Raw genomic sequence first — 23,969 nt, 5'->3', positions numbered from 1 at the left:
GACACCGGCCAGGGCGCCCGCGATCCACGGCACCGGACGGCGGGTGACGGACCCGCGGACGGCGGCGACCGCGTGACGGAGGCGGTCGGCGACGGACTGCGACGAGGGCTGCTGGTCGGACATCGCGACCGATCCTACGGAACTGCGGGAGGAGCCTCCAGACCGGATCCCGGGACCGACCGTCCACGCTCGGTCGTCGCATCCGAGGGAGCAGCGGTGTCGCCGTCGCCGTCGGCCGCGTAGCGGACGCCGACCTGGCGACGGGCCTCGTCCATCACGGCCATGATCGCGACGGTCTCCTCGGGGTCCATCGGACCGCCCTCGTGCATGCCGGAGGAGATCATCGCCTCGAAGGCGCGGGCCTCGTGCCCGTAGCCGGCGAGTTCCTCGCGCCCGTCGAACTCCTCGACCACGACGCCGTCCCGGTCCCGGATCCGCCACGTCGTCGGGGTGTACCAGGTCGCGTCGAGGTCGATGCGGCCGTCCTCACCGATGATCGACGCGGTGTTCGGGCTCCGCAGGTCCAGGCCGAAGTGGAGCATCGACTGCGCGCCGCCCTCGTGCGTGAGCACGACGCCCATCTGCGTGTCGACGCCCTGGTCGCTCAGCGTGCCCGCCGCGGTGACCGCCGTCGGGACGCCGAGCACGTCGACCGCGAACGAGATCGGGTAGACGCCGAGGTCCAGGATCGCGCCCCCGCCGAGCGCGGGGTCGTTGAGACGGTGCGTCGGGTCGGACGGCAGTGCCTGGTGGTGCGTGGCCTCGACCACCCGGGGGCGACCGATGCGCCCCTCGGCGATGACCTGGCGGATCATCGCGGACTGCGGCAGGAAGCGCGTCCACATCGCCTCCATCACGGCGACGTCGACGCGGCGGGCGGCGTCGACGACACGGCGGGCCTCGTCGGCGGTGATCGTGAAGGCTTTCTCGACGAGGACGTGCTTGCCGGCGGCGACGGCGAGGAGGGCGTCCTCGGCGTGCCGGGAGTGCGGGGTCGCGACGTACACCGCGTCGACGTCGTCCGCGGCGACGAGGTCCTCGTACGAGCCGTACGCCCGCGGGATGCCGTGCTCGGCGGCGAACGCCTCGGCGCGCTCCGGCGTGCGGCTGCCGACCGCGACGAACGCGACCCCGGCGGCGGTGCAGTCCCGCACGAACGAGTGGGCGATGCCGCCCGTGCCGATGACTCCCCAGCGAACCGTCATGCGACCTGTCTACCAGTCGGCGCCGGGACGGCCGGTCGTGTGACGGGGTGGGTGCGTCCGGCGGACGGGTCGTGTCGCGCACGGGCTCGGCGCGTCCGGCGGACGCGCCCGCGTGTGGCCGGCGCGTCCGGCGGGCGGGTCCCGGGCGTACCCGGCGTTGCGGCCCGGAACGGCGAGAACCCCCGCCTCCTGCTGGAGGACGGGGGTTCTCGGTGGAGCCGCCTGTCGGAATCGAACCGACGACCTATTCATTACGAGTGAATCGCTCTGCCGACTGAGCTAAGGCGGCGGACACTCCGTTGCCGGAGTGGCACGGGTAAGGACTATACAGGTTCAGACGAGTGAACGCGAAACGAGCGCCCCGAGCTCGGCGAAGGACCGCTCCAGCTCGTCCACCAGGTGCGTCTCGGTCGCGCTGTCCGACCACTCCCACCAGGCGTGCCGCAGGGCCGCGAGCGCCACGATCGAGGCCAGTCTCGCCCGGCGCCGCAGCGCATCCGGGTCCGCAGCCTCCGCCAACGCGGGGTCCGTCGTCCGGAGTCGGGCGGCGACGGCGTCCTCGATCTGCGCCTGGAACTCCTTCATCGACGCCATCCGCCGACTGAACAGTTCGGGCGCGGCGCGCAGCACCTGCTGCCGCTCCTCGAGCAGGCCGCGCTCCTCGATGAGCTCCTCGGTCGCGTGCACCAGCAGGGTGCCCAGGTCGCCGAGCAGGTCTCCGCTCGGCCCGCCGGCGCGGAACGTCGCCAGGGCGTCGTCGTCCGGCAGCGTCGGGTCGTCGCCGAGGAGCGCCTGTTCCTTGCTCGGGAAGTAGTTGAAGAACGTGCGCGGCGACACGTCGGCGCGCCGCGAGACCTCGTCGACCGTCACGGCGGCGAGGCCGGACTCGATCGCGATCCGGAGGGCGGCCTGCTGGATGGCGAAGCGGGTGGCGCGGCGCTTGCGCTCGCGCAGGCCGGGAGCGGCGTCGGGCATGCGGTGATCTTCTCACGGGCGCCGGTCGCGCAGGTGTGGCCGGGGACGGACGGGAGGATCGGGGCGGGGTCCGCCGTGCGGGCGGCGGCGGTCAGCGTGTCGCGCGGGCGATCGCTGCGGGGTCCGCCGTGCGGGCGATGCTGGTCAGCGTGTCGCGCGGGCGATCGTGACCAGGAGGGCTTCGAGCGCCAGGAGCGCGGCGACGTTGGCGGCGATCCGCTGCCGAGCGAGGGCGATCGCGTCGAGGACCTCGAGCGCGGCGGCGGGTGGCACCGCTCCGAGGGCCCGGTCGAGTTCGTCCCGCATCGTCTCGTTCACCGGTTCCGCCGGAGCACCGAGCCCGAGCAGGAGCAGGTCGCGGTACAGCGAGGAGACGTCGACCAGGATGCGGTCGAGACCGTCCCGCAGGCTCCGCGTCGCCCGGCGCTTCTGGTCCTCCTCGAGGGCACGGAGCTGCGAGCGGAGCGCGGGCGGGACCGTGCCGCCGGGCTCGATGCCGAGGGACCGCAGGGCGGCGTCCCGTTCCTCGGCGTCGCGCTGCTGGGTGATCGCCTTCGCGTCCTCGTCCGCGACCGCGAGCAGGTCCGCCGCCGCCATGACGGCGTCGCCCACGGAGCGCACACCGAGCACGGTGGTCAGGGTCCGCCGCCGGCGGTTCCGGGCGTCCTCGCTCGTGGCGAGCCGCTGGGCCATCCCGATGTGGCTCTGCGCCTGGCGTGCGGCATCCGTCGCGAGGGCACGGTCGACGCCGGTGCGCGCGACGATGAGCTCGGCGACCGAGGCGACGTCGGGCACCCGGAGGCGCACCGACCGGACGCGCGACCGGATGGTCGGCAGCAGGTCGGCCTCGCTCGGGGCGCAGAGGATCCACACCGTCCGCTCCGGGGGCTCCTCGAGCGCCTTGAGCAGCAGGTTCGAGGTCCGCTCGGTCATGCGGTCGGCGTCCTCGATGATGACGACGCGGTACCGGCCCACCGACGGCGAGTAGTACGACGACGTCACGAGCTGCCGGATCTCGTCGATCGTGATGATCACCCGCTGGGTGGTCAGCACGGACACGTCCGGGTGGGTGCGCGCGGCGATCTGCCGGAGCGCGTGGTCGTCGTCGGAGCCAGCACCGACCAGTGCGGCGGCGAAGGCCGCGGCGACGTTCGACCGACCGGACCCGGGCGGGCCGGTGATGAGCCACGAGTGCGTCATGCCACCGGTGTCCTCCGGCCCCTCGGCAGCGGACCGCAGCGCAGCCACCGCCTCGTCCTGACCGGTCAGGCCGTCCCACACGCTCACGAGGTCATCCTGTCAGCAGCCACCGTCACGCCGCGGGCACCAGGGCAGCGACGGCCGCACGGATGCGCTGCTGCACGGCGTCGGGGTCCTCGGCGGCGTCGACGACCAGGAACCGGTCCGGCTCGGCCGTCGCCATGGCGAGGAACGCCTGCCGGACCGACTCGTGGAACGCCTCGGCCTCGGACTCGAGCCGGTCGAACGTGTCGCCCCGGGCCGCTGCCACCCGCGCACGTCCGACCGTGACGTCGAGGTCGAGCAGGACGGTCAGGTCCGGGACGAGCCCGTCGGCTGCCCAGTCGGACACCGACCGGATGTGGTCGGCGCCGAGGCCGCGCGCGACGCCCTGGTACGCCACCGACGAGTCGATGTAGCGATCCTGCAGCACGACGTCACCGCGCGCGACGGCGGGCCGCACCACGGTCTCGACGTGGTGCGCCCGGTCGGCCGCGTAGAGCAGGGCCTCGGCGCGCGGGGCGACGTGGCCGCGTTCGTGCAGGACGATCTCGCGGATCCGCTGCCCGAGGTCGGTGCCCCCGGGCTCACGGGTCCGGACGACCGTGCGGCCGCGCGCCTCGAGCCACGCCGTCAGCAGGGCGGCCTGTGTCGTCTTGCCGACACCGTCCCCGCCCTCGAGCGTGATGAACCACCCGCGCGCCGGCGATCTGTCCGCCGCTGTGCGCGGCGCTGTCCCGTCGGTCACTGCTTCTTCGGGGCGGCCTTCTTCGGAGCGGCCTTCCGCGCCGGGGCCTTCTTCTTGACCGGACCCTTGGCACGCTTGTCCGCCAGGAGCTGCACGGCACGGGCGTGGTCGACGGACTCGACGTCCTCACCACGCGGGATCGTGGCGTTCGTCTCCCCGTCGGTGACGTACGGACCGAAGCGGCCGTCCTTCACCTTGATCGGCTTGCCCGACACCGGGTCCGCCTCGAACTCCTTGAGCGCGGCGCTCGCGGTCCGACGGCCGCCGTACTTCGGCTGGGCGAACAGCTCGAGCGCGCCGGGTAGGTCGACCTCGAAGATCGCGTCCTCGCTCGGCAGGGTCCGGGTGTCCGTGCCCTTCTTGATGTACGGACCGTAGCGGCCGTTCTGCGCCGTGATGTCCTCGCCGGACTCCGGGTCCTTCCCGACGACACGGGGCAGGTCGAGGAGCTTCAGCGCGGTCTCCAGGTCGACGGTCTGCGGGTCCATCGACTTGAAGAGCGACGCGGTGCGTTCCTTCGGCGCGGCGGCCTTCTTCGTGGTCTTCTTCGCCGGCGCCTTCGTCGCGGTCGTCGCCGCTGCGGTCGTCGTCGCTGCTGCGGCCTCGGCCGGGGCGGGCTCCGTCACCTCGCCGGTCGAGGGGTCCACGGTGGGCTCGGGCTCGGGGCTCCGCTCGGTGACGTACGGGCCGAACCGACCGTCCTTCGCCAGGACCTCCTTCCCGGACTCCGGATTGATGCCCACGACGCGGTCGCCGACGACCGGGGCGTCGACGAGCTCCTGTGCCTTCTCGGCGGTGAGCTCGTCCGGCGCCAGGTCCTCGGGGACGTTCACGCGTCGGGGCTTCTCGGGGTCCTCGCCCGGCACCTCGATGTAGGGGCCGTACCGACCGATGCGGAGCGTGAGCCCCGGCGCGAGCTCGACCGAGTTGATGTCCCGGGCGTCGATCTCGCCGAGGTTGTCGATGACGGTGCGCAGACCGCGCTGGTCGCCGCCGCCGAAGTAGAACTCCTTGAGCCAGTCGACCCGGTCCTCGTCGCCGCTGGCGATCCGGTCGAGGTCCTCTTCCATCCCGGCGGTGAAGTCGTACTGCACCAGGTCGGCGAAGTGGTCCTCGAGCAGTCGGACCACGCTGAACGCGATCCAGTTCGGCACGAGTGCGCTGCCGCGCTGGGTCACGTAGCCGCGGTCCATGATCGTCGAGATGATCGCGGCGTACGTCGAGGGTCGGCCGATGCCGAGCTCCTCGAGCGTCTTCACCAGGCTCGCCTCGGTGTACCGCGGCGGGGCCGAGGTGTCGTGCCCCTTGGCGTCGACCTCGCTGACGCCGAGGTGGTCCCCCTCGGCCATCTGCGGGAGCTTCGCGTCCGCGCCGTCGGCACCGCCGTGGCGCTCCTCGTCGCGACCTTCCTCGTACGCGTTGAGGAAGCCGCGGAAGGTGATCACGGTGCCGGACGCGGTGAACTCCGCGTCCGTGCCGTTCGCCGTCGACGCCAGGCCCGTGACGGGCTCGGTCGACGTGATCCCGAGGACGACCGACGCGGTCGAGCCCTTGGCGTCCGCCATCTGCGACGCGACCGTGCGCTTCCAGATGAGGTCGTAGAGCTTCCAGTCGTTGCCGCGCAGCACCCCCTCCATCTCGGACGGGGTCTTGAAGGTGTCGCCCGCGGGCCGGATGGCCTCGTGCGCCTCCTGCGCGTTCTTGCTCTTGCCGGCGTAGCTGCGCGGCTTGTCGGGGACGGTCTCCGGACCGTACAGCGACGACGCCTGCTTCCGGGCGGCGGTGATCGCCTGCTGCGACAGGGACGACGAGTCCGTTCGCATGTAGGTGATGTGGCCGTTCTCGTACAGCCCCTGCGCGACGCTCATCGTCTGCCGGGCCGAGAAACGGAGCTTCCGCGCGGCCTCCTGCTGGAGCGTCGAGGTGGTGAACGGCGCGGCCGGACGGCGCGTGTACGGCTTCGAGTCGACGCTGCGGACGACGGCGTCGCCGGCCTGCTCGAGCACGCGGGTCAGGGCAGCGGCGGACGCCTCGTCCAGCCGGACGGCCTCGCCCTTGAGCGCACCGCGGTCGTCGAAGTCGCGACCGGAGGCCACGCGGGTGCCCTGGAGACGAGCGAGCCGGGCGGTGAAGGCGGTGTCGCCGACCTTCTCGAAGCGCGCCGTCAGGTCCCAGTAGTTCGCCGAGACGAACGCCAGGCGCTCGCGCTCCCGGTCCACGACGAGACGGGTGGCGGCGGACTGCACGCGCCCGGCGGACAGTCCGGGGCCGACCTTGCGCCAGAGCACCGGCGAGACCTCGTACCCGTAGAGCCGGTCGAGGATTCGACGGGTCTCCTGGGCGTCGACGAGCGCGGTGTCGAGTTCGCGGGTGGCCTCCTGCGCGCGCTGGATGGCCTCCTTCGTGATCTCGTGGAACACCATGCGCTTCACGGGCACCTTGGGCTTGAGCACCTGCAGGAGGTGCCACGCGATGGCCTCGCCCTCGCGGTCTTCATCAGTTGCGAGGTAGAGCTCGTCGGCGTCCTTGAGCGCCCGCTTGAGCTCGGTCACCGTCTTCTTCTTCGCGTCGGAGACCACGTAGTAGGGCTCGAAGCCGTTGTCGACGTCGACGGAGAACTTGCCGAGCGACCCCTTCTTCAGCTCGGCCGGCAGGTTCTTGGGCTCGACGAGGTCGCGGATGTGTCCGACTGACGCCTGGACTTCGTATCCGTCACCGAGGTATTGCGCGATCGTCTTCGCCTTCGCGGGGCTCTCGACGATCACGAGCTTCTTCGTGCCTGGCACGTGACTCCTTGATCGATGGTGCACGCCGGCTCCGTCCCGCACAGGGACCATGGACGACCGGGACGACGGTGACCGGGGGCCGACGTGCACACCATACACACACTGTCGGCACGACCCGGTGGGCGGACCGGCCACCGCGAGCGCGCCCACGGCGACAGCTCCGGAACCGACCGTGACGCCGACCCGGGCGACGGAGCCCGCCGTCCGACAGTCGGTGAGCCGCGCAGCGTTCGCGTTGGCGACCCGACCGGCAGCAGCGCACGGCGCACCGGCCACGAGCCCGACGGCGGCCCCGGCAGCGGCGATCGCCGCCGAGTCCGCCGTGGCCGCCGCACGGGTCGACAGGACCCGGTCGCGCGCGGCGCCGAGCGCCACCGAGCCGACGAGCAGGACGAGGGCGACGACCCCGACCAGCACGATCGTCGCCGAACCGCGGTCCGACCCGAGCACCGGACTCCCCCGGCGCCCGCTCACCGACCAGCCTCCGCCGCGCACCCCGTCGCGGTCAGCGGGACGGCGGACAGCGGGCCGCCCGTCCGCCCCGCCAGGTCGACGCACACCGTGCCGTCGGCGTGCCGGACGGTCGCGACCGTGCCCGGCGCCCCCTCGCGCACCAGCCGGTCAGCCGCGGCCTGGTCGCCCCGCCCGAGCGCCCGTGCGGCGGCGCCCGCCGCGGCCTGCATGCTCCCGACGCGGTCGACCAGGACGACCCCGGCCACGAGCGTCACGAGCACGAGGACCACGGCGGGCAGCGCCACGGCGAACTCCACGGTCACGCTCCCGCCGTCACGAGGTGAGCGCACCGCGGACGAGGTCGGTCAGGATCTGCTGGACCTCGCCCGACCGCATCACGGCCACGAGCACGCCGGCGAAGGCCACCGCGGCCAGGATGACGACCGCGTACTCGGCCGTGGCGGACCCGTCGTCGGCGCGGAGCCGCAGCCGGCGCCTCGTGCGGCGGTGGCCCCTCGTGGTGTCGGTCATGTCGTTCCCCTTTCTCTGTGAGGCATCTCGCTCGTCGTGGGACCAGCCTCGCGACCGCGGCGGCTGCGGGACGGGCGAACCGTGCGGTCTGTGGATGCGTCAGCCCGGACCCCCGACGGTGGAGGAGAGGACACCGACGACGACCGGCACGACGGCGACCAGCACGAACGCCGGGAGCACGCACACCCCCAGGGGCAGGACGAGTCGCACGCCGAGCCGTTCGGCCTCGGCGAGCGCGGCGGCAGCGGCGTCGTCCCGCACGTCCTCGGCCGCGGCACGGAGGAGCCCCGCCGCGGGCACACCGGCACGACGGCTGAGGGACAGGACCTCCCGGAGCCGGCGCTCGGTCGCCGCCTCCGCCGGAGCCGGAGCCGGAGCCGGAGCCAGGGCACCACCGCCCTGCTCGGCGAGGACCTCCCGCACCGTCGTGGCGGCCGCGGCCCACGACCCTCCGCCGGACAGCGCGACCGCCCAGGCGTCGAGCAGGACCCCCGCGACCCGGCCGTCCGGCGTCGCTCGGCGGACGAGGCCGGCGCTCCACCGTCGACCGGCCAGGACGAGGATCGCGGCCGACACCGTGCAGCACCAGCCGACCGGACCGGTCACGAGCACCTCGACTGCTCCGGCTCCCCACGCCGACGCGAGCGCGAGGCCGAACACCGGCAGTGTCAACACCACCCGGGCACTCGTCCGCGGTCCCGCGAGCGCGACCCGGACCGCCCGGTCCGAGGCCGCCGTCCGACGCATCGCCGCGGCGAGCGCCCGGAGCGCGTCGGCCACGGGCGCCCCGGTGCGCTCGGCGACCGCGATGACGATCCGCACGTCGTGCCAGGCCGGGTCGTCCCCGTCGGGGAGTCCGCCGACCAGCGTCCATGCGCGCGGCGGTGGGACGCCGGCAGCCACCAGGACCGCGACCTGGTCGATCAGACGCGCGATCGCAGCACCGTCGGCCGGACGCCCTGCCGCGCCGCCGACCCACCGCGGAGCCGAGGCACCGGCGCCTCGGCGCCCGGCCGCGCCCCCACCGGTCACCGGCGCCGGCGTGCCGTGCCCTGGAGCGGTCGCGTCGCGAGCCGACCGCCCTCGTCCACGACGGGCGTCCCGACCGCAGCGACGATGCGTTTCCCGGCCCGCCGCTCGAGGTGCACGACGAGGTCCAGCGCGCTGACGACCTGCCGGGCGACGGCGGTGACCCCGAGTCCGGCGAGCGCTCCGAGGGCCTCGAGCCGGGCCGCGACGTCCGCCAGACCGTTCGCGTGCAGGGTCCCGGCGCCACCGTCGTGCCCCGTGTTCAGCGCGGCGAGGAGCTCGCGCACCTCGGCTCCGCGGCACTCCCCCACCACCAGTCGGTCCGGCCGCATCCGCAGGGCCTCGCGGACGAGCCGCTCGAGACCGAGTGCTCCGGCCCCCTCGGCGTTCGCCTGACGTGCCTCGAGCGCGACGACGTGGGGATGGTCCACGCGGAGCTCGGCGACGTCCTCGACGGTCACGATCCGCTCGGTGTGCGGGACGGCGGCGAGCATCGCGGAGAGCATCGTCGTCTTGCCGCTGCCGGTCGCGCCGGTCACCAGGACGTTCCGCCGAGCGGCGACGGCGTCCTCGAGCACCGAACGTGGCACCGTCCGGAACGCGCCGAGGCCCTCGAGGTCGGCGAGGGTCGGACGACCGGGTCGCGGCAGGCGGACGGACAGCGCGGTCCCGTCGACCGCGACCGGCGCGAGCACGACGTGCACCCGGATGCCGTCCCCGATCCGGACGTCCGCACACGGTGTGCTCTCGTCGACGTGCCGGTCGCCGAGTGCGACGAGCTCGGTCGCCAGCGCCCGCACGCGCCGCTCGGGCAGGGCAGGCGGGACCCGTTCGAGTCCGCGCCCCCGGTCGACCCACGTGCCACGTCCGCCGACGACCAGGACGTCGGTCGTGTCCGCGTCGACCACGAGGGCGGCGAGCTCCTCGAAGACACCGGCGTCCACCCGACGCCGGTGCGCCGGCCGGTCGACGTGCGGCAGGAAGGGATCGGTCCCGGCTCGGTGTCGGTGCATGACGGGGACGGTAGGGCGACCATCCGTGGTTCGTCGCGCGGACGAACGGCTCTGTGGACAACAGAGCCGATCCCGGCCAGCGGACTCTTTTGTACCCCGAACTACAAAGCCGTACCCCGTTCCATGCCGCGAGTCCAGGGGTGGTGCAACACCGCACCGAGCCGCCCTGACCCGTCTCACGAGGGGTCACGGAGCCCCGACACCGATCGAACGCGTGTCGCGCCGGTATGGACAGGTCTGTCCACGGTTCGGCACCAGATCGGGGATCACCCGACGGGCCGCCGGACGGATGCGCGACACCCGTCGGGGAAAAAGAAGAGGCGGCACCGGTTGGGGGGAACTGGTGCCGCCGGACATCGGTGGATTGGGGGGAATCCGAACCGGTGCCACCGGGAACGAGCCCGGTAGGAACCACTGTACCCCATGAACGAGCCTGCTCGGCAACCCCCGGTCGTGATCCGGCTCGTGTCACGACGACCCTCCGGTCCGCGCCCGGCGGTAGTCTCCGTCTGCACCCACTCGACCGCCGACCGCACCAGCAACCGACGACCGCCACCCGGCGCCGACCGCACCAGCAACCGACGACCGAGCACCCCTGCCGCAACGACGCGAAAGGACACCGATGTCCACTCCGACCCAGGCCGACGAACGCCACGAGGACGGCCCGACCTTCGCTCCCCCCGCCGACTTCGTCGCCGACGCCGTCGCGCACGAGGACCTGCACGAGGCCGCCGCCGCCGACCGCGAGGCGTTCTGGGCGGACCAGGCGCGGAACCTGCTCGACTGGCGGACGCCGTTCACCCGGACGCTCGACTGGTCGGGCGCGCCGTTCGCCAAGTGGTTCGACGACGGCACGCTCAACGTCGCGGAGAACTGCCTGGACCGCCACGTCCGCGCGGGCAACGGCGACCGCGTGGCGATCCACTTCGAGGGCGCCCCCGGCGACACCCGCCGGATCACCTACGCCGAGCTCACCGCCGAGGTGCAGCGCGCCGCGAACATGCTCACCGACCTGGGCGTCGAGCAGGGCGACCGCGTCGTCGTCTACATGCCCCTCATCCCCGAGGCCGTGGTCACGATGCTCGCCGTCGCGCGCATCGGTGCCGTGCACTCGGTGGTCTTCGGCGGGTTCAGCGCCGAGAGCCTCCGCGCCCGCATCGAGGACGCCGGCGCGAAGCTCGTCGTCACCGCGGACGGCGGCTGGCGGCGCGGAGCGGTCTCGCCGCTCAAGCCCGCGGTCGACGACGCCCTGGCCGGCGACGGCACGGACACCGTCGAGCACGTGCTGGTCGTGAAGCGCGGGGGCAACGAGGTCGGCTGGACCGACCGCGACCTGTGGTGGCACGACGAGATCGCGAAGGCCGCCGCCGAGCACGAACCGCAGGCCTTCCCCGCCGAGACGCCCCTGTTCATCCTCTACACGTCCGGCACGACGGGGAAGCCGAAGGGCATCGTGCACACGTCAGGTGGCTACCTGACGCAGGCGGCGTACACGCACCGCAACGTGTTCGACATGCACCCGGAGAAGGACGTCTACTGGTGCACGGCCGACATCGGCTGGATCACCGGGCACTCCTACGTCGTCTACGGCCCCCTGGCCAACGGCGTCACCCAGGTCCTGTACGAGGGCACCCCGGACGAGCCGAAGCCCGGCCGCTGGTGGGACATCGTCGACTCGTACGGCGTGACGGTCCTGTACACCGCCCCCACCGCGGTCCGCGCCGCGATGAAGGCCGGACGCCAGATCCCCGAGGCGCGCAGCCTGGCGTCCCTCCGCCTGCTCGGGAGCGTCGGCGAGCCGATCAACCCCGAGGCCTGGCAGTGGTACCGCCAGGTGATCGGCCACGACCGCACACCCATCGTCGACACGTGGTGGCAGACCGAGACCGGCGCGATCATGATCTCCGCGCTCCCGGGGGTCACGAAGCTCAAGCCGGGCGCCGCCCAGACCCCGCTCCCGGGCATCACCGCGGAGATCGTCGACGAGGACGGCCAGCGCGTCGCGCCCGGTGGCAGCGGCTACCTCACGATCACCGACCCGTGGCCGTCGATGGCCCGCGGCATCTGGGGCGACCCGGACCGCTTCGTCGAGACCTACTGGTCGCGCCTCCCCGGCCGCTACTTCGCGGGCGACGGCGCGCGGCTCGACGGTCAGGGCGACATCTGGGTGCAGGGCCGCGTCGACGACGTCATGAACGTCTCCGGTCACCGCCTGTCCACCGCGGAGATCGAGTCGGCACTCGTCGGGCACGAGGGCGTCGCCGAGGCCGCAGTCGTCGGCGCCGCCGACGAGACGACCGGTCAGGCCGTGGTCGCGTTCGTGATCCTCAGCGCCGAGGCGGCCGAGGGCGTCGACCGCGACGCGGTCGCGAAGGAACTCCGTGACTGGGTCGGCAAGCGCATCGGGGCGATCGCGAAGCCGCGCCAGGTGGTCGTGGTCCCGGAGCTCCCGAAGACCCGCTCCGGCAAGATCATGCGCCGCCTCCTCCGCGACGCGGCCGAGGGCCGCCGCATCGGCGACACGACGACGCTCGCCGACCCGACGATCATGGCGACCATCGCGGAACTGATGTAGCGCACGGAACGTGAGCGGGGCCTCCAGTCCGTCCTGACTGGAGGCCCCGCTCACGTGGGCGCACCGGCTGCGGTGCGCGGGTGGTTCAGTCCGTCAGCTCGACGACCAGCTCGACCTCGACCGGCGCGTCCAGCGGCAGCACCGCGACGCCCACCGCGCTCCGCGCGTGGACGCCGGCGTCGCCGAAGACCTCGCCGACCAGGGTCGACGCGCCGTTGGCGACGGCGGGCTGGCCGGTGAAGGACGGGTCCGAGGCGACGAAGACCGTCACCTTGACGACCCGGGCGACCCGCTCGAGGGAACCGGCGACCGACTGGACGGCCGCGAGCGCGTTCAACGCGGCCACGCGCGCCTGCGCGGTGGCGGTCTCGGGGTCGACCGACGTCCCGACCTTGCCCGTGACGGGCAGTGCGCCGTCGACGAAGGGGAGCTGTCCCGCGGTGTACACGTACCGGCCGGTGACGACCGCGGGCACGTAGGCGGCGACCGGCGCCGCGACCGCGGGGATCGTCAGCCCGAGCTCGGCGAGGCGGTCCGCGACGCTCACGCGTCGGCCTTCGGGCGCTTCAGGTAGGCGACCAGTCCGCCCTCGGGTCCGGTGACGACCTGGACCAGCTCCCAGCCCTCGTCGCCGTGGGCGTTGAGGATGGCGGCGGTGTTGTGGATCATCAACGGCGTGGTGAAGTACTCCCAGCGAGTCATGCGGTTCCTTGCCAGCCTTTCAGTCGTGGGCGTCGTTTAGGCTGCATCCTATGTCTGCCCAGAAGTCTGCCTCGCGGACCAAGCCCGTCTCCGCGATCGGCGCCTTCGTCGGTTTCGTCGGCTTCAGCGCGCTCGCCGGCCTGCTGGTCACGATCGGCGTCACCCCGGCGATCGCGGTCGCCGGCGTCACGACGACCTCGACGATCGGCGTCTTCGAGTCGCTGCCGGAGTACATCGAGATCGGTGACCTGCCGCAGCGCAACGAGGTCCTGGCGTACTCGAACGGGCAGCCGGTGCACCTGGCGACGGTCTACGACCAGAATCGCCAGGAGCTGCAGTTCGACCAGATCAGCGACCAGCTGAAGAACGCGGCGATCGACGGCGAGGACAAGCGCTTCTACGACCACGGCGGCGTCGACATGACGTCCCTGGTGCGTGCGGGCGTGGGGTCCCTCGCCGGCGGCCTCGGCGAGTCCGGCGGCGGGTCGACGCTGACCATGCAGCTGGTGCGCAACATCAAGATGCAGCAGGCGCTCGAGCTCCCCACCCCGGAGGAGCGCGAGAAGGCCTACAACGACGCCGTCGAGCAGACCATCCCCCGCAAGCTCGAGGAGATGAAGCTCGCGATCGGTCTGGCGAAGAAGTACTCGCACAAGGAGATCCTGACCGGGTACCTCAACATCGCCTACTTCGGCGACCAGACGTACGGCGTGCAGGCCGCCGCGCAGCACTACTTCAACAAGAACGCCACGGACCTGACCCCGCAGGAGGCCGCCTCGATCCTCGCGATCGTGCAGTCGCCGAACTCGCGGAACCTGTCCGACCCCAAGTACTACGACGCGAACGTCGCCCGTCGCGACGTCATCCTCAAGTCGATGTACGCGCAGAAGCACCTGACCAAGGAGCAGTTCGACGCGGCCATCGCCTCGAAGCCCGCGGACTACGTGCACCTGACGGAGCCGAACCAGGGCTGCCAGTCGGCGGCCGGCAACGGCTCGCAGTTCTTCTGCGACTACGCGGTCAAGGTCGTCAAGCAGATGTCCCAGCTCGGTGCGACCGAGAAGGAGCGCGCGACCGCCTGGCGCAACGGCGGCTACACAGTGCAGACCACCCTCGACCTCGACCTGAACGGTCAGCAGAAGGACCTGCTCAACACGTACGACCCGAACACCGAGAGCCGCTTCAGCCTCGGTGGTGCCCTCAACTCCGTCGAGGCGTCGACCGGACGCATCCTGACGATGGCGCAGAACAAGGACTACGACCAGTCCCTGCAGACCCCGCCCACGGCGACCTCGATCAACTACTCGGTCGACAAGGAGTACGGCGGCTCGATCGGCTTCCAGGTCGGTTCGACGTACAAGGTGTTCACGCTCCTCGACTGGCTGAAGGCCGGGCACGGGCTGAACGAGAGCGTCAACGGCACCCCGCACAACACGTCGCGTTGGACGCAGTGCGGCTCGACCATCACGTCGAACTGGGCGCCGAAGAACGACTCCGCGGGTGAGAACGGCAACTTCACGGTCGCCCGCGCCACCGCGCTGTCCGTGAACGCGGCGTTCGCCTCCATGGCCGCGAAGCTCGACCTGTGCGACATCCGCCAGACCGCGCAGGACCTCGGCGTGCACTCCGCCGACGAGAAGACCGAGTTGAACGCCTACCCGTCGTCGATCCTCGGCACGAACAACATCGCGCCGCTCACCATGGCGTCCGCGTACGCGACCATCGCGAACAACGGCACCTACTGCTCCCCGATCGCGATCGACAACATCACGAACGCCGAGGGCAAGTCGCTCGGCGGCCAGCCGAAGCAGTGCAAGCAGGTGCTCGACCCGAGCGTCGCCGCGACCGCGGCCTTCGCCATGCGCGGCACGATCGCCTCGGGTACGGCCGTCGGCGCCCAGACCCCGGACGGCACGCAGCTGTTCGCGAAGACGGGCACCACGGACGACGCCGACCAGATCTGGCTCGTCGGTGCGAGCTCGAAGGTCGCGACGGCGTACTGGCAGGGCAACACGGACGGTGGCAAGAACAACCTCCGCCACTACCTGCCCGGCGCCGGGTGGGGCTCCTACGCCTCGCAGCGTGCGCACGTGTGGCAGCAGGCGATGATCCCGATCAACGCCAAGCACCCGGCCGACCCGTTCCCGACCCCGTCGCAGACCGCCCTCCGCGGCAACAGCGTCGCCGTCCCGGACGTGTCGGGCAAGACCGCCGACGAGGCCCGTTCGATCCTGTCGTCCGCCGGCTTCACGTACGTCGACGGCGGTGCGCAGCCGGGCGCCGGCACCGCGGGCACGGTCTCCTCGACGTCGCCCGGCGCCGGTTCCCTGCTCTCCACCGGCTCCTCGGTGACCGTGTACACGACGGACGGCTCGCAGTCGACCGTTCCGGAGGTCGCGGGCAAGAGCCTGCAGGACGCCCGGAGCACGCTCGGTGACGCCGGGTTCGGCTCGGTGAACGTCTCCGACCAGTACGTCAAGGGCGGCAAGGAGTGCACCGTGGCCGCGGTCGACCCGGGTGCCGGGACCGCCACCGCGAAGAGCACGGCGCTGACGCTCCAGCTCTTCGGGGACAAGGACGGCAAGGCACCGAAGGACTGCAAGTGAGTCGCGGTCGCGCCGCGCTGGGCGTCATCGCCGCGGGTGCGACCATCGGAGCGGCGACGGCGGCGTGGGGTTCCCTCGTCGAGCGTCGCCGCTTCGGCATCCGGTGGGAGACCGTGCCGGTGCTCGCGCCCGGCTCCCGCGACGTGACGGTGCTGCACCTGTCCGACATCCACATGGCACCGTGGCAGGCCGACAAGCAGCAGTGGCTGCGCGACCTGTCGCTCGTCGAGCCGGACTTCGTCGTGAACACCGGCGACAACCTCGGGCACGCCACGGCGAACAGCGCGGTGGAGTACGCGCTCGAGCCGTTCCGCGGCGTCCCGGGTGCCTTCGCGCACGGGTCGAACGACTTCTACGGACCGTCGCCCCGCAACCCGCTGAAGTACTTCGGCGGTCCGAGCCGCATGCACGCCGACCGGCGGCCGGTGTCGCTCGACATCGACCGGCAGACGGCCTTCTTCGAGTCGCTCGGCTGGCTCGACGTCAACGACCAGGCGCACGCGATCGAGCTCCGCGGGTCGCGCTTCGAGCTGTTCGGCACGTCGGACGCGCACCGCGGCTGGGACCGGCTCGACCTGCTGCCGACCAACGTCGACGAGATGCGCAGCGACGTGCCGTGGACCGAGGACGAGGACGGCCCCTCCCCCGTCGCGATCGGGATCACGCACGCACCGTACCGCCGCGTGCTCGACGCCTTCGTCGACCAGGGTGCGGACATCGTCTTCGCCGGGCACACCCACGGCGGGCAGGTGCAGGTCCCCGGCATCGGCGCCCTCGTCACGAACTCCGACCTGCCGCGGCGGTACGTCAGCGGCCTGCACAAGTGGCAGCACCGCGCGCACTGGTCGTGGCTCGAGGTCTCCGCGGGCATCGGGACGTCGATCTACGCGCCGGTCCGCTTCTCCTGCCGCCCCGAGGCCGTCGTCGTGACCCTCACGGCACGCACCGACTGACCCCTGCCACGACGACGCGCCCGGGCGTCTCGCCGATGGTCGTGAGCACCCCCGAACATCGGATAGACTTCTGGGGTTGCTCCGGGAACGGAGTGATCACACCGCGGGGTGTGGCGCAGCTTGGTAGCGCGCCTCGTTCGGGACGAGGAGGTCGCAGGTTCAAATCCTGTCACCCCGACACTGTGTTGAGACAGTAATCGCAGGAGGCCCTGGTTCGAAGGAACCAGGGCCTCTTGCTCTGTCTGGCGACTCCTGTCCAAGCCTCGACTCCTGGCCGAGCCTCGACCGCTGCGCGGCCGCAACGGCGTGTGTCCCCGGGCACACGCCCATCCCGCGGCACGCTCCCGGCGCCGGACCCCCGCTACGCTCGCAGGCGTCATGACGATCCCTCCGCAACTCGCCGCCGTCCTCACCGAGATCGGGTCCCGGTTCCCGGAGCTCGCCGACGACCCCGTGCTGGCGCAGAGCCTGCTCGAGAACGTGACCTCGATGATCACCGACGCGCACGCCCGGTACGCCGCGGGCGACGGCACCGCGAGCATCGTCAGCGACCGCTACCTCGACCCGGAGCACCTCGCCACCGGGGCGCTGCACGCCGAGCACGCCCAGCACCCGGCCGGCGCCATGCTCGCCGCCGAGATGCTCTTCGACGCCTACCTGCCGGTCTTCGTCGCCGAGGTCGGTGCGAGCACCACCGACGAGGTCCTCCGCGCCACCCGGGCCCTGCACGCGGGCGTCTGGAGCCGGTTCCCGGCGGGGGCGATCGCGTACACCGAGGCGCTGCGGCAGCGGGTCACGACGACCAACCTCGACTCCCGCACCCAGATCGCCCGGGACCTGCACGACCGGGTCGCCCACGGCGTCCTCGCGGGGCTGCAGCGGCTCGACCTGGTCCTGCTGACCGACCCCCCGACCTCCGAGCGCACCGCGCAGCTCGAGGCGGCCGGGCGGCTGCTCCGGACGGCGCTCGGGGACGTCCAGGACCTCGCGGTCTCCCTGCACGCCCGGGTCGGCGACGACCGCCTCGACGACGCCCTGCGACGGCACGTCGACGACCTGTTCCCCGGCGACGACCGGCTGACGATCACCACGACGGGCGTGCCCGGTGCCCTGCCGAACTGGAAGGCCGAGGAGACCCTGACGATCCTGCTCGAGGCCCTCACGAACCGGCGCAAGCACGCCCCGGGATCGACGGGGACGGTGACGTTCGCCTGGTCCGACACGACGGTCGTGGTGACCGTGCGGGACGACGGACCCGGGTTCACGCCGGGGACCGCGGCGGAGGGCCGGCTCGGGCAGCACACCATGCGCGAGCGCGCGGGCGTCCTCGGCGCACGACTCGACGTCGAGAGCGCCCCGGGCGCCGGGACCACCGTCCGGCTCGTCGTGCCCATGGGGTCACTGTGAGCGGGCAGCGGCCGGGCATCACGCACGTCGCGATCGTCGACGACCACCGGCTGTTCCGCGAGGGACTCGCCACGATCCTGTCCGCCGTGCCGACCATCCGCGTCGTCGCGCACGGCGAACGGCCGTCCGACGTGCTGGACTCCCCCGAGGTCGCGGCGATCGACGTGCTGCTCCTGGACGTGGAGCTCGACGGGCCACCGGCGCGGACGACCATCGCGACGGTGCGTCGGCGGCACCCGCACGTCCGGGTGGTCGTGCTGACCATGCACCGGGACGCGGTGCTGCGCCGGGCGCTCCTCGACGCCGGTGCCGTGGACTTCGTCACCAAGGACACCCCGAGCCGCGAGCTCGTCGACCGCATCGTCCGGGCGACGAGCACCGACGCCGCGCCGGTGACGTTCCCGATCGACCTCGTCACCGAGGCACGGGCGGGCACGCCCCTGAGCGACCGCGAACTCGAGGTCCTGCGGCTCGTCGCCGCCGCTCGGTCGAACGCCGAGATCGCGTCGGAGCTCGGCCTGGCGATCGGCACGGTGAAGCGCCACGTCTACAACGTGTTCCGGAAGCTCGACGTCGGCACCCGCGTCGGCGCGATCGCCGCCGCGAACCGCCTCGGCCTGCTCGCCTGAGCGGGACAGCCAGCCAGCGATCGTTCGCGCCCAGCGACATCTCACGGCATCGCGAGCGCGTGAGGTGTCCCTGAGCGCGAAGAGTGGCCGTCAACACCGCAGCAGCGGCACCGCAACAGCCGCAGCGGCACCACAGCCGCAGCCCGGGCTACCGCGCCGCAGCCACCCCGGCGGGCACGAGCCGTCCCTCGGCCTGCAGCGACGCGACGACCTCGAGCGCCTGGTGCCGGTACCGCGCCTGGGCGGCCCCCGGCGCCACGATCACCCCGTCCGCGCCCGTGGACGCCACGAGCTCGTTGAGCTTCGCCGCGACCTGCTCACGTGAGCCGTACGCCTGGCGCTCCGTGCGTGCCGCGATGAACCGCCGCTCGAGGTCGGAGAACTCGTACGCGCGGGCCTCGTCCATCGACACCGGCTCGGGCTTGGCACCCTGCCGCATCCGGATGAACGAGATCATCCCCGGGGCGCTCTGCTCGTCGACGACCGCGGGGTCCTCGTCGGTGACGACCTGCACGCCGATCAGCGCGTTCGGCGTCTGCCGGAAGCGCGAGGGCCGGAACGAGTCCCGGTACAGCGCGAGCGCCGCCTCGGTGTTGTCCGACGCGAAGTGGTGCGCGAAGGCGAACGAGACGCCGAGCGCCCCCGCCACCTGGGCGCTGTACCCGGAGGACCCGAGCAGCCAGAACTCCGGCACGTCGCCGTACCCGGGGACGGCACGGATGCGCGACAGCGGGTTCTCGGCGTCCATCCCCGTGAAGAAGCCGATCAGGTCAGCGAGCTGCTGCGGGAAGTCGTCCACGTCGAGACGGTCCGTGCGGCGCAGCGCCATCGCGGTCGCACCGTCGGTGCCCGGCGCCCGGCCGATGCCGAGGTCCACCCGGTCGCCGTACAGTGCACGCAGCGTGCCGAACTGCTCGGCGACGACGAGCGGTGCGTGGTTCGGCAGCATCACGCCACCGGAGCCGATCCGGATCCGCGAGGTGGCGGCGCCGACGGCGCTCAGCAGCACCGCGGGCGCCGACGAGGTGATGCCCGGCATGCCGTGGTGCTCGGCGACCCAGATCCGCTCGTAGCCCAGCCGTTCGGCGTGCACCGCCGTGTCGATGGTGCCCTGCAGGGCCTCGGTGTTCGTCTGGCCGTACTCGCGGGTGGCCAGGTCCAGGACGGACAGGTGCACGGTGGCGTCGCTCATGTGGGCACCAACGGTCGCCGGCTCGCGTGCATTCCGGGCCACGGGACGGACTGGAGGCGCGTGGCGGGNCCCGCCACGAGCCTCCAGTCCGTCAGTCGCCGTCCAGGCGACCGCCCGACTCGGTGAGGTAGCAGTTGGCGCACAGCGCCTCGTAGGTGACGCCGGCGCCGTCGATGGCGACCTGCGAGCCGTCGAAGACGAAGTGTCCGTCGACCTTGCGGGGGTTGAAGACCGCCTTGCGACCGCAGCGGCAGATGGTCTTGAGCTCCTCGAGGGAGTGCGCGATCTCGAGCAGCCGCGCGCTGCCGGGGAACGCCTCGGTGCGGAAGTCGGTGCGGATGCCGTAGGCGAGCACCGGGACGTCGTCGAGGACGGCGATGCGGAGCAGGTCGTCGACCTGGCGGGGCGTCAGGAACTGCGCCTCGTCGACGAGGACGCAGCTGAGCGGCCGGACCATGCCGTCGAGCCGGTCGGACTCCGGGTCCACCGCTCCGGCGGTCGCCACGGCGGCGCGGACGTCGTCGTCCGGCGCGAAGACGACGTCGACGGACCGGGTGACGCCGAGGCGCGACACGATCTCGCGGTCACCCTTGGTGTCGACCGACGGCTTCGCGAGCAGCACGCGCTGCCCGCGCTCCTCGTAGTTGTAGGCGGCCTGCAGGAGCCCGGTGCTCTTGCCGCTGTTCATCGCGCCGTAGCGGAAGTAGAGCTTCGCCACTACGCGAGGAACCCGTCCTCTGCCGCACGACGGATCAGGTCGGACTTCTTCGACGCCGGACGACCGACCTTGCTGTACTTCTCGCGCACGCGGCGCAGGTAGGTCTTGGCCGTCTCGTACTGCACGTTCATCTGCGCGGCGACCTCGTTCGTCGAGTAGCCCGACACGTACAGGCGCAGCGCCTCTTCCTCGCCGTGGCTGAGCTTCGGCCGCTGGTGCGCGTTCGCGCCCGTGGGCAGCGGACGCCAGTCACGCTGCGGCGGGGTCTCGCGCGAGACGCCCATGACCTCGCGTGCCACGTCCATGACCTCGCGCATCGGCAGCGACTTCGACAGGAAGGCCGCGGCACCGGCGGCGAGGGCGCGGTCGCGGGACTCGCGGCTGTCGACGCTGGACAGCACGATGACCTTCGCCCCGGCCGCGCGACAGGTGCGGACGCGTGCCTCGATCGACACCGGCTCCTTGAGCTGGAAGTCGAGGAAGACCAGGTCGGTCGGGAAGTTCTCGCTGTGCACCATCTCGAGCCAGGTGTGGGCCGTCAGCGCGAGGTCGAAGTCGAAGGCGTTCACGGCGATCCAGCTCGAGAGGCTGTCGAGCAGCACCTCGTGGTCGTCGAGGATCGCCAGCCGCACGCGTCGGGTGCCGGGCTGCGGGAGCGGGGGCACGCCCTCCGTGGTCCGGTTCGGGTCAGTGCTGGTCATAGGAGAACCTTAGTGCGAGGGACGACGGCCGGACGGCGACGTCGAGGTCGGGGAAGGTCACGCGGAGGACCGCGAGGTAGGGGTCGAAGGTGCGGTGGATGCCCACGTCGGAGTCGTCCACGGCCAGGTCGAGCGCGACGGAGACAGTCCCGGTTCCGGTGGCGCTCGGGGTCGTCGGAGGGTCGTCGTCCGCCGACCGCCGGACCCGGGCGCGGAACCCGGCCGGGTCGACCGTCGCCGCGCGGAGGGCCGCGCGCAGGAACGTCCGGACGACGGTGCGCTGGTCGGCGTCGAGCGTCGCGATCAGCCCGTCCGGGTCGTCGATCGCGCTGGCCGTCCCGCCGTCCACGACCACGGCGTGCTCGAACCACGTCCGGTCGGCGTCGGCGACCATGGCCCGCCGGATGCCGTCGGCGATCGCACGGGCCCGCGCACGGTCGGCGTCCGTGATGGCCGCTCTCGTGCGGAGCTCGGCGAAGAACGGAGCGACGTCACGGGCGAGGACCACCGAGCGGTCGTGCTGCACGCTCGCGGCGATGCCGTCCCGCTCCGCACGGGCGACGGAGTAGGACCCGGCCCGGATCTGGACGCGCTCGGCGAGCCCTGCGAAGGTCGCGGCGAACACCACGGACGCCGTGGTGAGCACGAGCGTCGGGGCGGCGGCGAGGAACGCCGCGACCGACGCCGGCACGCCGTACGGGAACACGGTCGCGGCAGCGCCCCACGCTCCGGCGTCGACGACGGCCAGCACCACACCGCCCACGGCGAGGTCCCGCCACGGTCGGTACGGCGCTGCCATCACGATGCCGGTCGCGGTGAGCAGGCTCATGAAGTCGTTCAGGGCGCTGCGGTCAGGGCCCCACTGCGCCGCGACGCTCGCGACGGTCGCTGCGGCGAGTAGGACGACGTGGAGCACGAACGCCCACCGCGGGAACGGGGCGCGGAACGGCGACGAGGCGACGAACACGACCGCGCCGGACGCAGCGAGGAGCAGGATGGTCAACGCGCTGAGCGTCGGGCTCCCGGGCACGTCCCGGTCGAACACGGACACGAGCAGCGCCCAGGCGACCCCACCGGCGCCGAGGACGATCGCGAGCGGACGCGACCCCATCGCGCCGAGCGGGTCGTACTGCTGCGCCGTGCGGCTGCCACGGGTGCGGGCCCGGACGTCGTCGACGCGGCTCACCGGCCGGTCCCCCATTCGTCGTCGAGCGTGGCGGCGACCGGGACCGCGGCGGCGGCGTGCGGCACCGTCATCATCACGCTGGTGCCGGACCCGGGCGACGACCAGACCTGCACGTCGCCACCGACGCGCGCGATGCGCTCGCGGACGGAGCCGCGCAGGCCCATCCGGTCCGGGCTGGTCTCCTGCTCGTCGAAGCCACGGCCGTCGTCGACAACCATGACCGTGCACGATGCACCGTCGTCGAAGACGCTGACCTCGGCTCGGTCGGTGCCGGCGTGCTTCCGGACGTTGGCGAGGCACTGGCCGACCGCGCGGAACAGCGCGGTCGAGGCGGTGTGGTCGAGGGCGCCGAGCACGGCGGTGTCACCCGTCACGTCGACCTGCAGGCCCTCGGCGCGGTGCTCGTCGACCATCGCCTCGAACGCGTCGACGGCGACGGCGGACGGCCGGTCCACGGTGGACCCGGACGGCGCGAGCCACTCCTTGCCGGTCAGCATCGCGACGTCGGACTCCACCGTGCGTGCGAGTTGCGGGTCCATCGGGCCGTCCGGTGCCAGGGCGATGGCGCCGAGGTGGTTGAGCACGGTGTCGTGGAGGATCGCCGCGGCCTCGGCCTCGACCCCGGCGCGGTACGCCGAGACGTGCTCCTCGCGCGCGGAGCGGAGCAGCTCGGGCTGGACCCGCTCGGACCGTGCGGTGTTCCGGCTGGTGAAGAGCACGAGCGCAACGACGAAGCCGAGGGTCACCCAGGCGAGCAGGAGCGGCCGTGGCGGCCCGTCCACCTGCGCGACGGCGATCGAGGTCGCGAGGCGTCCGACCAGGAACCCGCCGACCGACCAGAGCACGACGCGTCCGGCCACCGCGCCGGCACCACCGACGAGGACGAGCGGGATGATCACGAGCGACAGCAGGTAGCTCGTCACCCAGCCCGCCGGGACCTCGCGCTGCACGACGAGCGCGAACCACCACGCGGACACCCCGCCGACGAGCAGGAAGGCCACGGCCGACCGCCACGTGCCGAACTGCACGTGCACGCCGATCATCAGGGCCATCGGCACGAGGGCGAGCACGGCGCCGACGATCCGGACGTCCGGGTCGGCCAGCCGGTAGAGCAGCAGCACGACCGCCGCGGCCACCACGGACCCGACGGCGGCGGCGTGGAAGGCGCGCACGGTCGACCAGGCATTCACGCGGGGCGCGAGGTGCGTGGGGATGCCGAGCACGGGTCGAGGGTCCTTCCGGAGGGTCGTCGTGTCGCCGACGACGGCCATCGGGAGGCTGTCGTGTACCCCGAAACGAGCACCGTTCGGCGACCCGCCCG

Annotated in this window: 21 protein-coding genes and 2 tRNA genes; 6 read left to right on the top strand and 17 right to left on the bottom strand. The window is 72.5% G+C overall.

The annotated features are described in order from the left end of the window. Window positions 1-134: 134 nt before the first annotated feature. The 10 genes from HUN59_RS07180 to HUN59_RS07135 form a co-directional block, all read right to left on the bottom strand. A complete protein-coding gene (locus tag HUN59_RS07180; protein WP_174777968.1) occupies window positions 135-1,205 on the bottom strand; it encodes a Gfo/Idh/MocA family protein in 1,071 nt (356 codons plus the stop codon). Between the two features lie 213 nt (window positions 1,206-1,418). Further along, window positions 1,419-1,494, bottom strand: a tRNA-Thr gene (locus HUN59_RS07175). Between the two features lie 44 nt (window positions 1,495-1,538). Further along, window positions 1,539-2,180, bottom strand: a complete 642-nt coding sequence (locus HUN59_RS07170; RefSeq protein WP_174777967.1) for a TetR/AcrR family transcriptional regulator — start codon at window positions 2,178-2,180, stop codon at window positions 1,539-1,541. Window positions 2,181-2,324: 144 nt separating this feature from the next. Continuing rightward, window positions 2,325-3,467, bottom strand: a complete 1,143-nt coding sequence (locus tag HUN59_RS07165; RefSeq protein ID WP_058741671.1) for a DNA polymerase III subunit delta' — start codon at window positions 3,465-3,467, stop codon at window positions 2,325-2,327. 25 nt (window positions 3,468-3,492) lie between these two features. Beyond that, a complete protein-coding gene (gene tmk / locus HUN59_RS07160) occupies window positions 3,493-4,167 on the bottom strand; it encodes a dTMP kinase (protein WP_174777966.1) in 675 nt (224 codons plus the stop codon). Next, on the bottom strand, window positions 4,164-6,953 hold the full coding sequence (gene topA / locus HUN59_RS07155; RefSeq protein ID WP_174779415.1) for a type I DNA topoisomerase: 2,790 nt from the start codon (window positions 6,951-6,953) through the stop codon (window positions 4,164-4,166). Before topA ends, tmk begins: the two co-directional genes overlap by 4 nt. A 470-nt stretch (window positions 6,954-7,423) precedes the next feature. Then, window positions 7,424-7,729, bottom strand: coding sequence for a hypothetical protein (locus tag HUN59_RS07150; protein WP_144804296.1), 306 nt, complete (start codon window positions 7,727-7,729; stop codon window positions 7,424-7,426). A gap of 10 nt (window positions 7,730-7,739) precedes the next feature. Beyond that, window positions 7,740-7,937 (bottom strand): DUF4244 domain-containing protein, encoded by a 198-nt coding sequence (locus HUN59_RS07145; protein WP_174777965.1) that lies wholly within the window; start codon window positions 7,935-7,937, stop codon window positions 7,740-7,742. A gap of 99 nt (window positions 7,938-8,036) precedes the next feature. Then, complete coding sequence (locus HUN59_RS07140; protein ID WP_174777964.1) at window positions 8,037-8,969, bottom strand: type II secretion system F family protein; 933 nt, start codon at window positions 8,967-8,969, stop codon at window positions 8,037-8,039. After that, window positions 8,966-9,979, bottom strand: a complete 1,014-nt coding sequence (locus tag HUN59_RS07135) for a TadA family conjugal transfer-associated ATPase (protein ID WP_174777963.1) — start codon at window positions 9,977-9,979, stop codon at window positions 8,966-8,968. The genes HUN59_RS07140 and HUN59_RS07135 overlap by 4 nt, the downstream gene beginning before the upstream one ends. A 622-nt stretch (window positions 9,980-10,601) precedes the next feature. Here HUN59_RS07135 and acs point away from each other — a divergent pair. Then, window positions 10,602-12,554 carry an acetate--CoA ligase gene (acs, locus tag HUN59_RS07130; RefSeq protein WP_174777962.1) on the top strand — a complete coding sequence of 651 codons (1,953 nt, stop codon included), beginning with the start codon at window positions 10,602-10,604 and terminating at the stop codon, window positions 12,552-12,554. An 85-nt stretch (window positions 12,555-12,639) separates the two neighbouring features. On the opposite strand, the gene HUN59_RS07125 is transcribed toward acs, so the two are convergent. Continuing rightward, window positions 12,640-13,101, bottom strand: coding sequence for a RidA family protein (locus tag HUN59_RS07125; protein ID WP_174777961.1), 462 nt, complete (start codon window positions 13,099-13,101; stop codon window positions 12,640-12,642). Then, window positions 13,098-13,256 (bottom strand): DUF4177 domain-containing protein, encoded by a 159-nt coding sequence (locus HUN59_RS07120; protein ID WP_111227112.1) that lies wholly within the window; start codon window positions 13,254-13,256, stop codon window positions 13,098-13,100. The genes HUN59_RS07125 and HUN59_RS07120 overlap by 4 nt, the downstream gene beginning before the upstream one ends. Window positions 13,257-13,306: 50 nt before the next feature. On the opposite strand from HUN59_RS07120, the gene HUN59_RS07115 reads away from it, so the two are divergent. From HUN59_RS07115 to HUN59_RS07095, 5 genes are all read left to right on the top strand, one after another. Next, entirely contained in the window at window positions 13,307-15,862 is a 2,556-nt protein-coding gene (locus tag HUN59_RS07115) for a transglycosylase domain-containing protein (protein ID WP_174777960.1), read from the top strand. Then, entirely contained in the window at window positions 15,859-16,815 is a 957-nt protein-coding gene (locus HUN59_RS07110; RefSeq protein ID WP_174777959.1) for a metallophosphoesterase, read from the top strand. Before HUN59_RS07115 ends, HUN59_RS07110 begins: the two co-directional genes overlap by 4 nt. A 104-nt stretch (window positions 16,816-16,919) precedes the next feature. After that, window positions 16,920-16,993 (top strand) — tRNA-Pro (locus HUN59_RS07105). A 200-nt stretch (window positions 16,994-17,193) separates the two neighbouring features. Beyond that, entirely contained in the window at window positions 17,194-18,222 is a 1,029-nt protein-coding gene (locus HUN59_RS07100) for a sensor histidine kinase (protein WP_174777958.1), read from the top strand. Next, the gene (locus HUN59_RS07095) at window positions 18,219-18,851 is read left to right on the top strand and encodes a response regulator transcription factor (protein WP_174777957.1); all 633 of its coding nucleotides are present in this window, start codon (window positions 18,219-18,221) and stop codon (window positions 18,849-18,851) included. Before HUN59_RS07100 ends, HUN59_RS07095 begins: the two co-directional genes overlap by 4 nt. A gap of 148 nt (window positions 18,852-18,999) precedes the next feature. Here the strand turns inward: HUN59_RS07095 and HUN59_RS07090 are convergent, their stop codons facing one another. The 5 genes from HUN59_RS07090 to HUN59_RS07070 form a co-directional block, all read right to left on the bottom strand. Next, complete coding sequence (locus HUN59_RS07090; RefSeq protein ID WP_141862216.1) at window positions 19,000-20,043, bottom strand: LLM class flavin-dependent oxidoreductase; 1,044 nt, start codon at window positions 20,041-20,043, stop codon at window positions 19,000-19,002. A 91-nt stretch (window positions 20,044-20,134) separates the two neighbouring features. Continuing rightward, the gene (locus HUN59_RS07085) at window positions 20,135-20,761 is read right to left on the bottom strand and encodes a thymidine kinase (protein ID WP_174777956.1); all 627 of its coding nucleotides are present in this window, start codon (window positions 20,759-20,761) and stop codon (window positions 20,135-20,137) included. Then, the gene (locus tag HUN59_RS07080; RefSeq protein WP_229666641.1) at window positions 20,761-21,462 is read right to left on the bottom strand and encodes a response regulator transcription factor; all 702 of its coding nucleotides are present in this window, start codon (window positions 21,460-21,462) and stop codon (window positions 20,761-20,763) included. The genes HUN59_RS07085 and HUN59_RS07080 overlap by 1 nt, the downstream gene beginning before the upstream one ends. Further along, a complete protein-coding gene (locus tag HUN59_RS07075; protein ID WP_174777955.1) occupies window positions 21,449-22,648 on the bottom strand; it encodes a hypothetical protein in 1,200 nt (399 codons plus the stop codon). The genes HUN59_RS07080 and HUN59_RS07075 overlap by 14 nt, the downstream gene beginning before the upstream one ends. Beyond that, complete coding sequence (locus HUN59_RS07070; RefSeq protein WP_180224946.1) at window positions 22,645-23,919, bottom strand: sensor histidine kinase; 1,275 nt, start codon at window positions 23,917-23,919, stop codon at window positions 22,645-22,647. The genes HUN59_RS07075 and HUN59_RS07070 overlap by 4 nt, the downstream gene beginning before the upstream one ends. Window positions 23,920-23,969: the final 50 nt, after the last annotated feature.

The sequence above is a fragment of the Curtobacterium sp. Csp2 genome, assembly GCF_013347165.1.
This window is presented reverse-complemented; position numbering and strand designations above follow the sequence as displayed.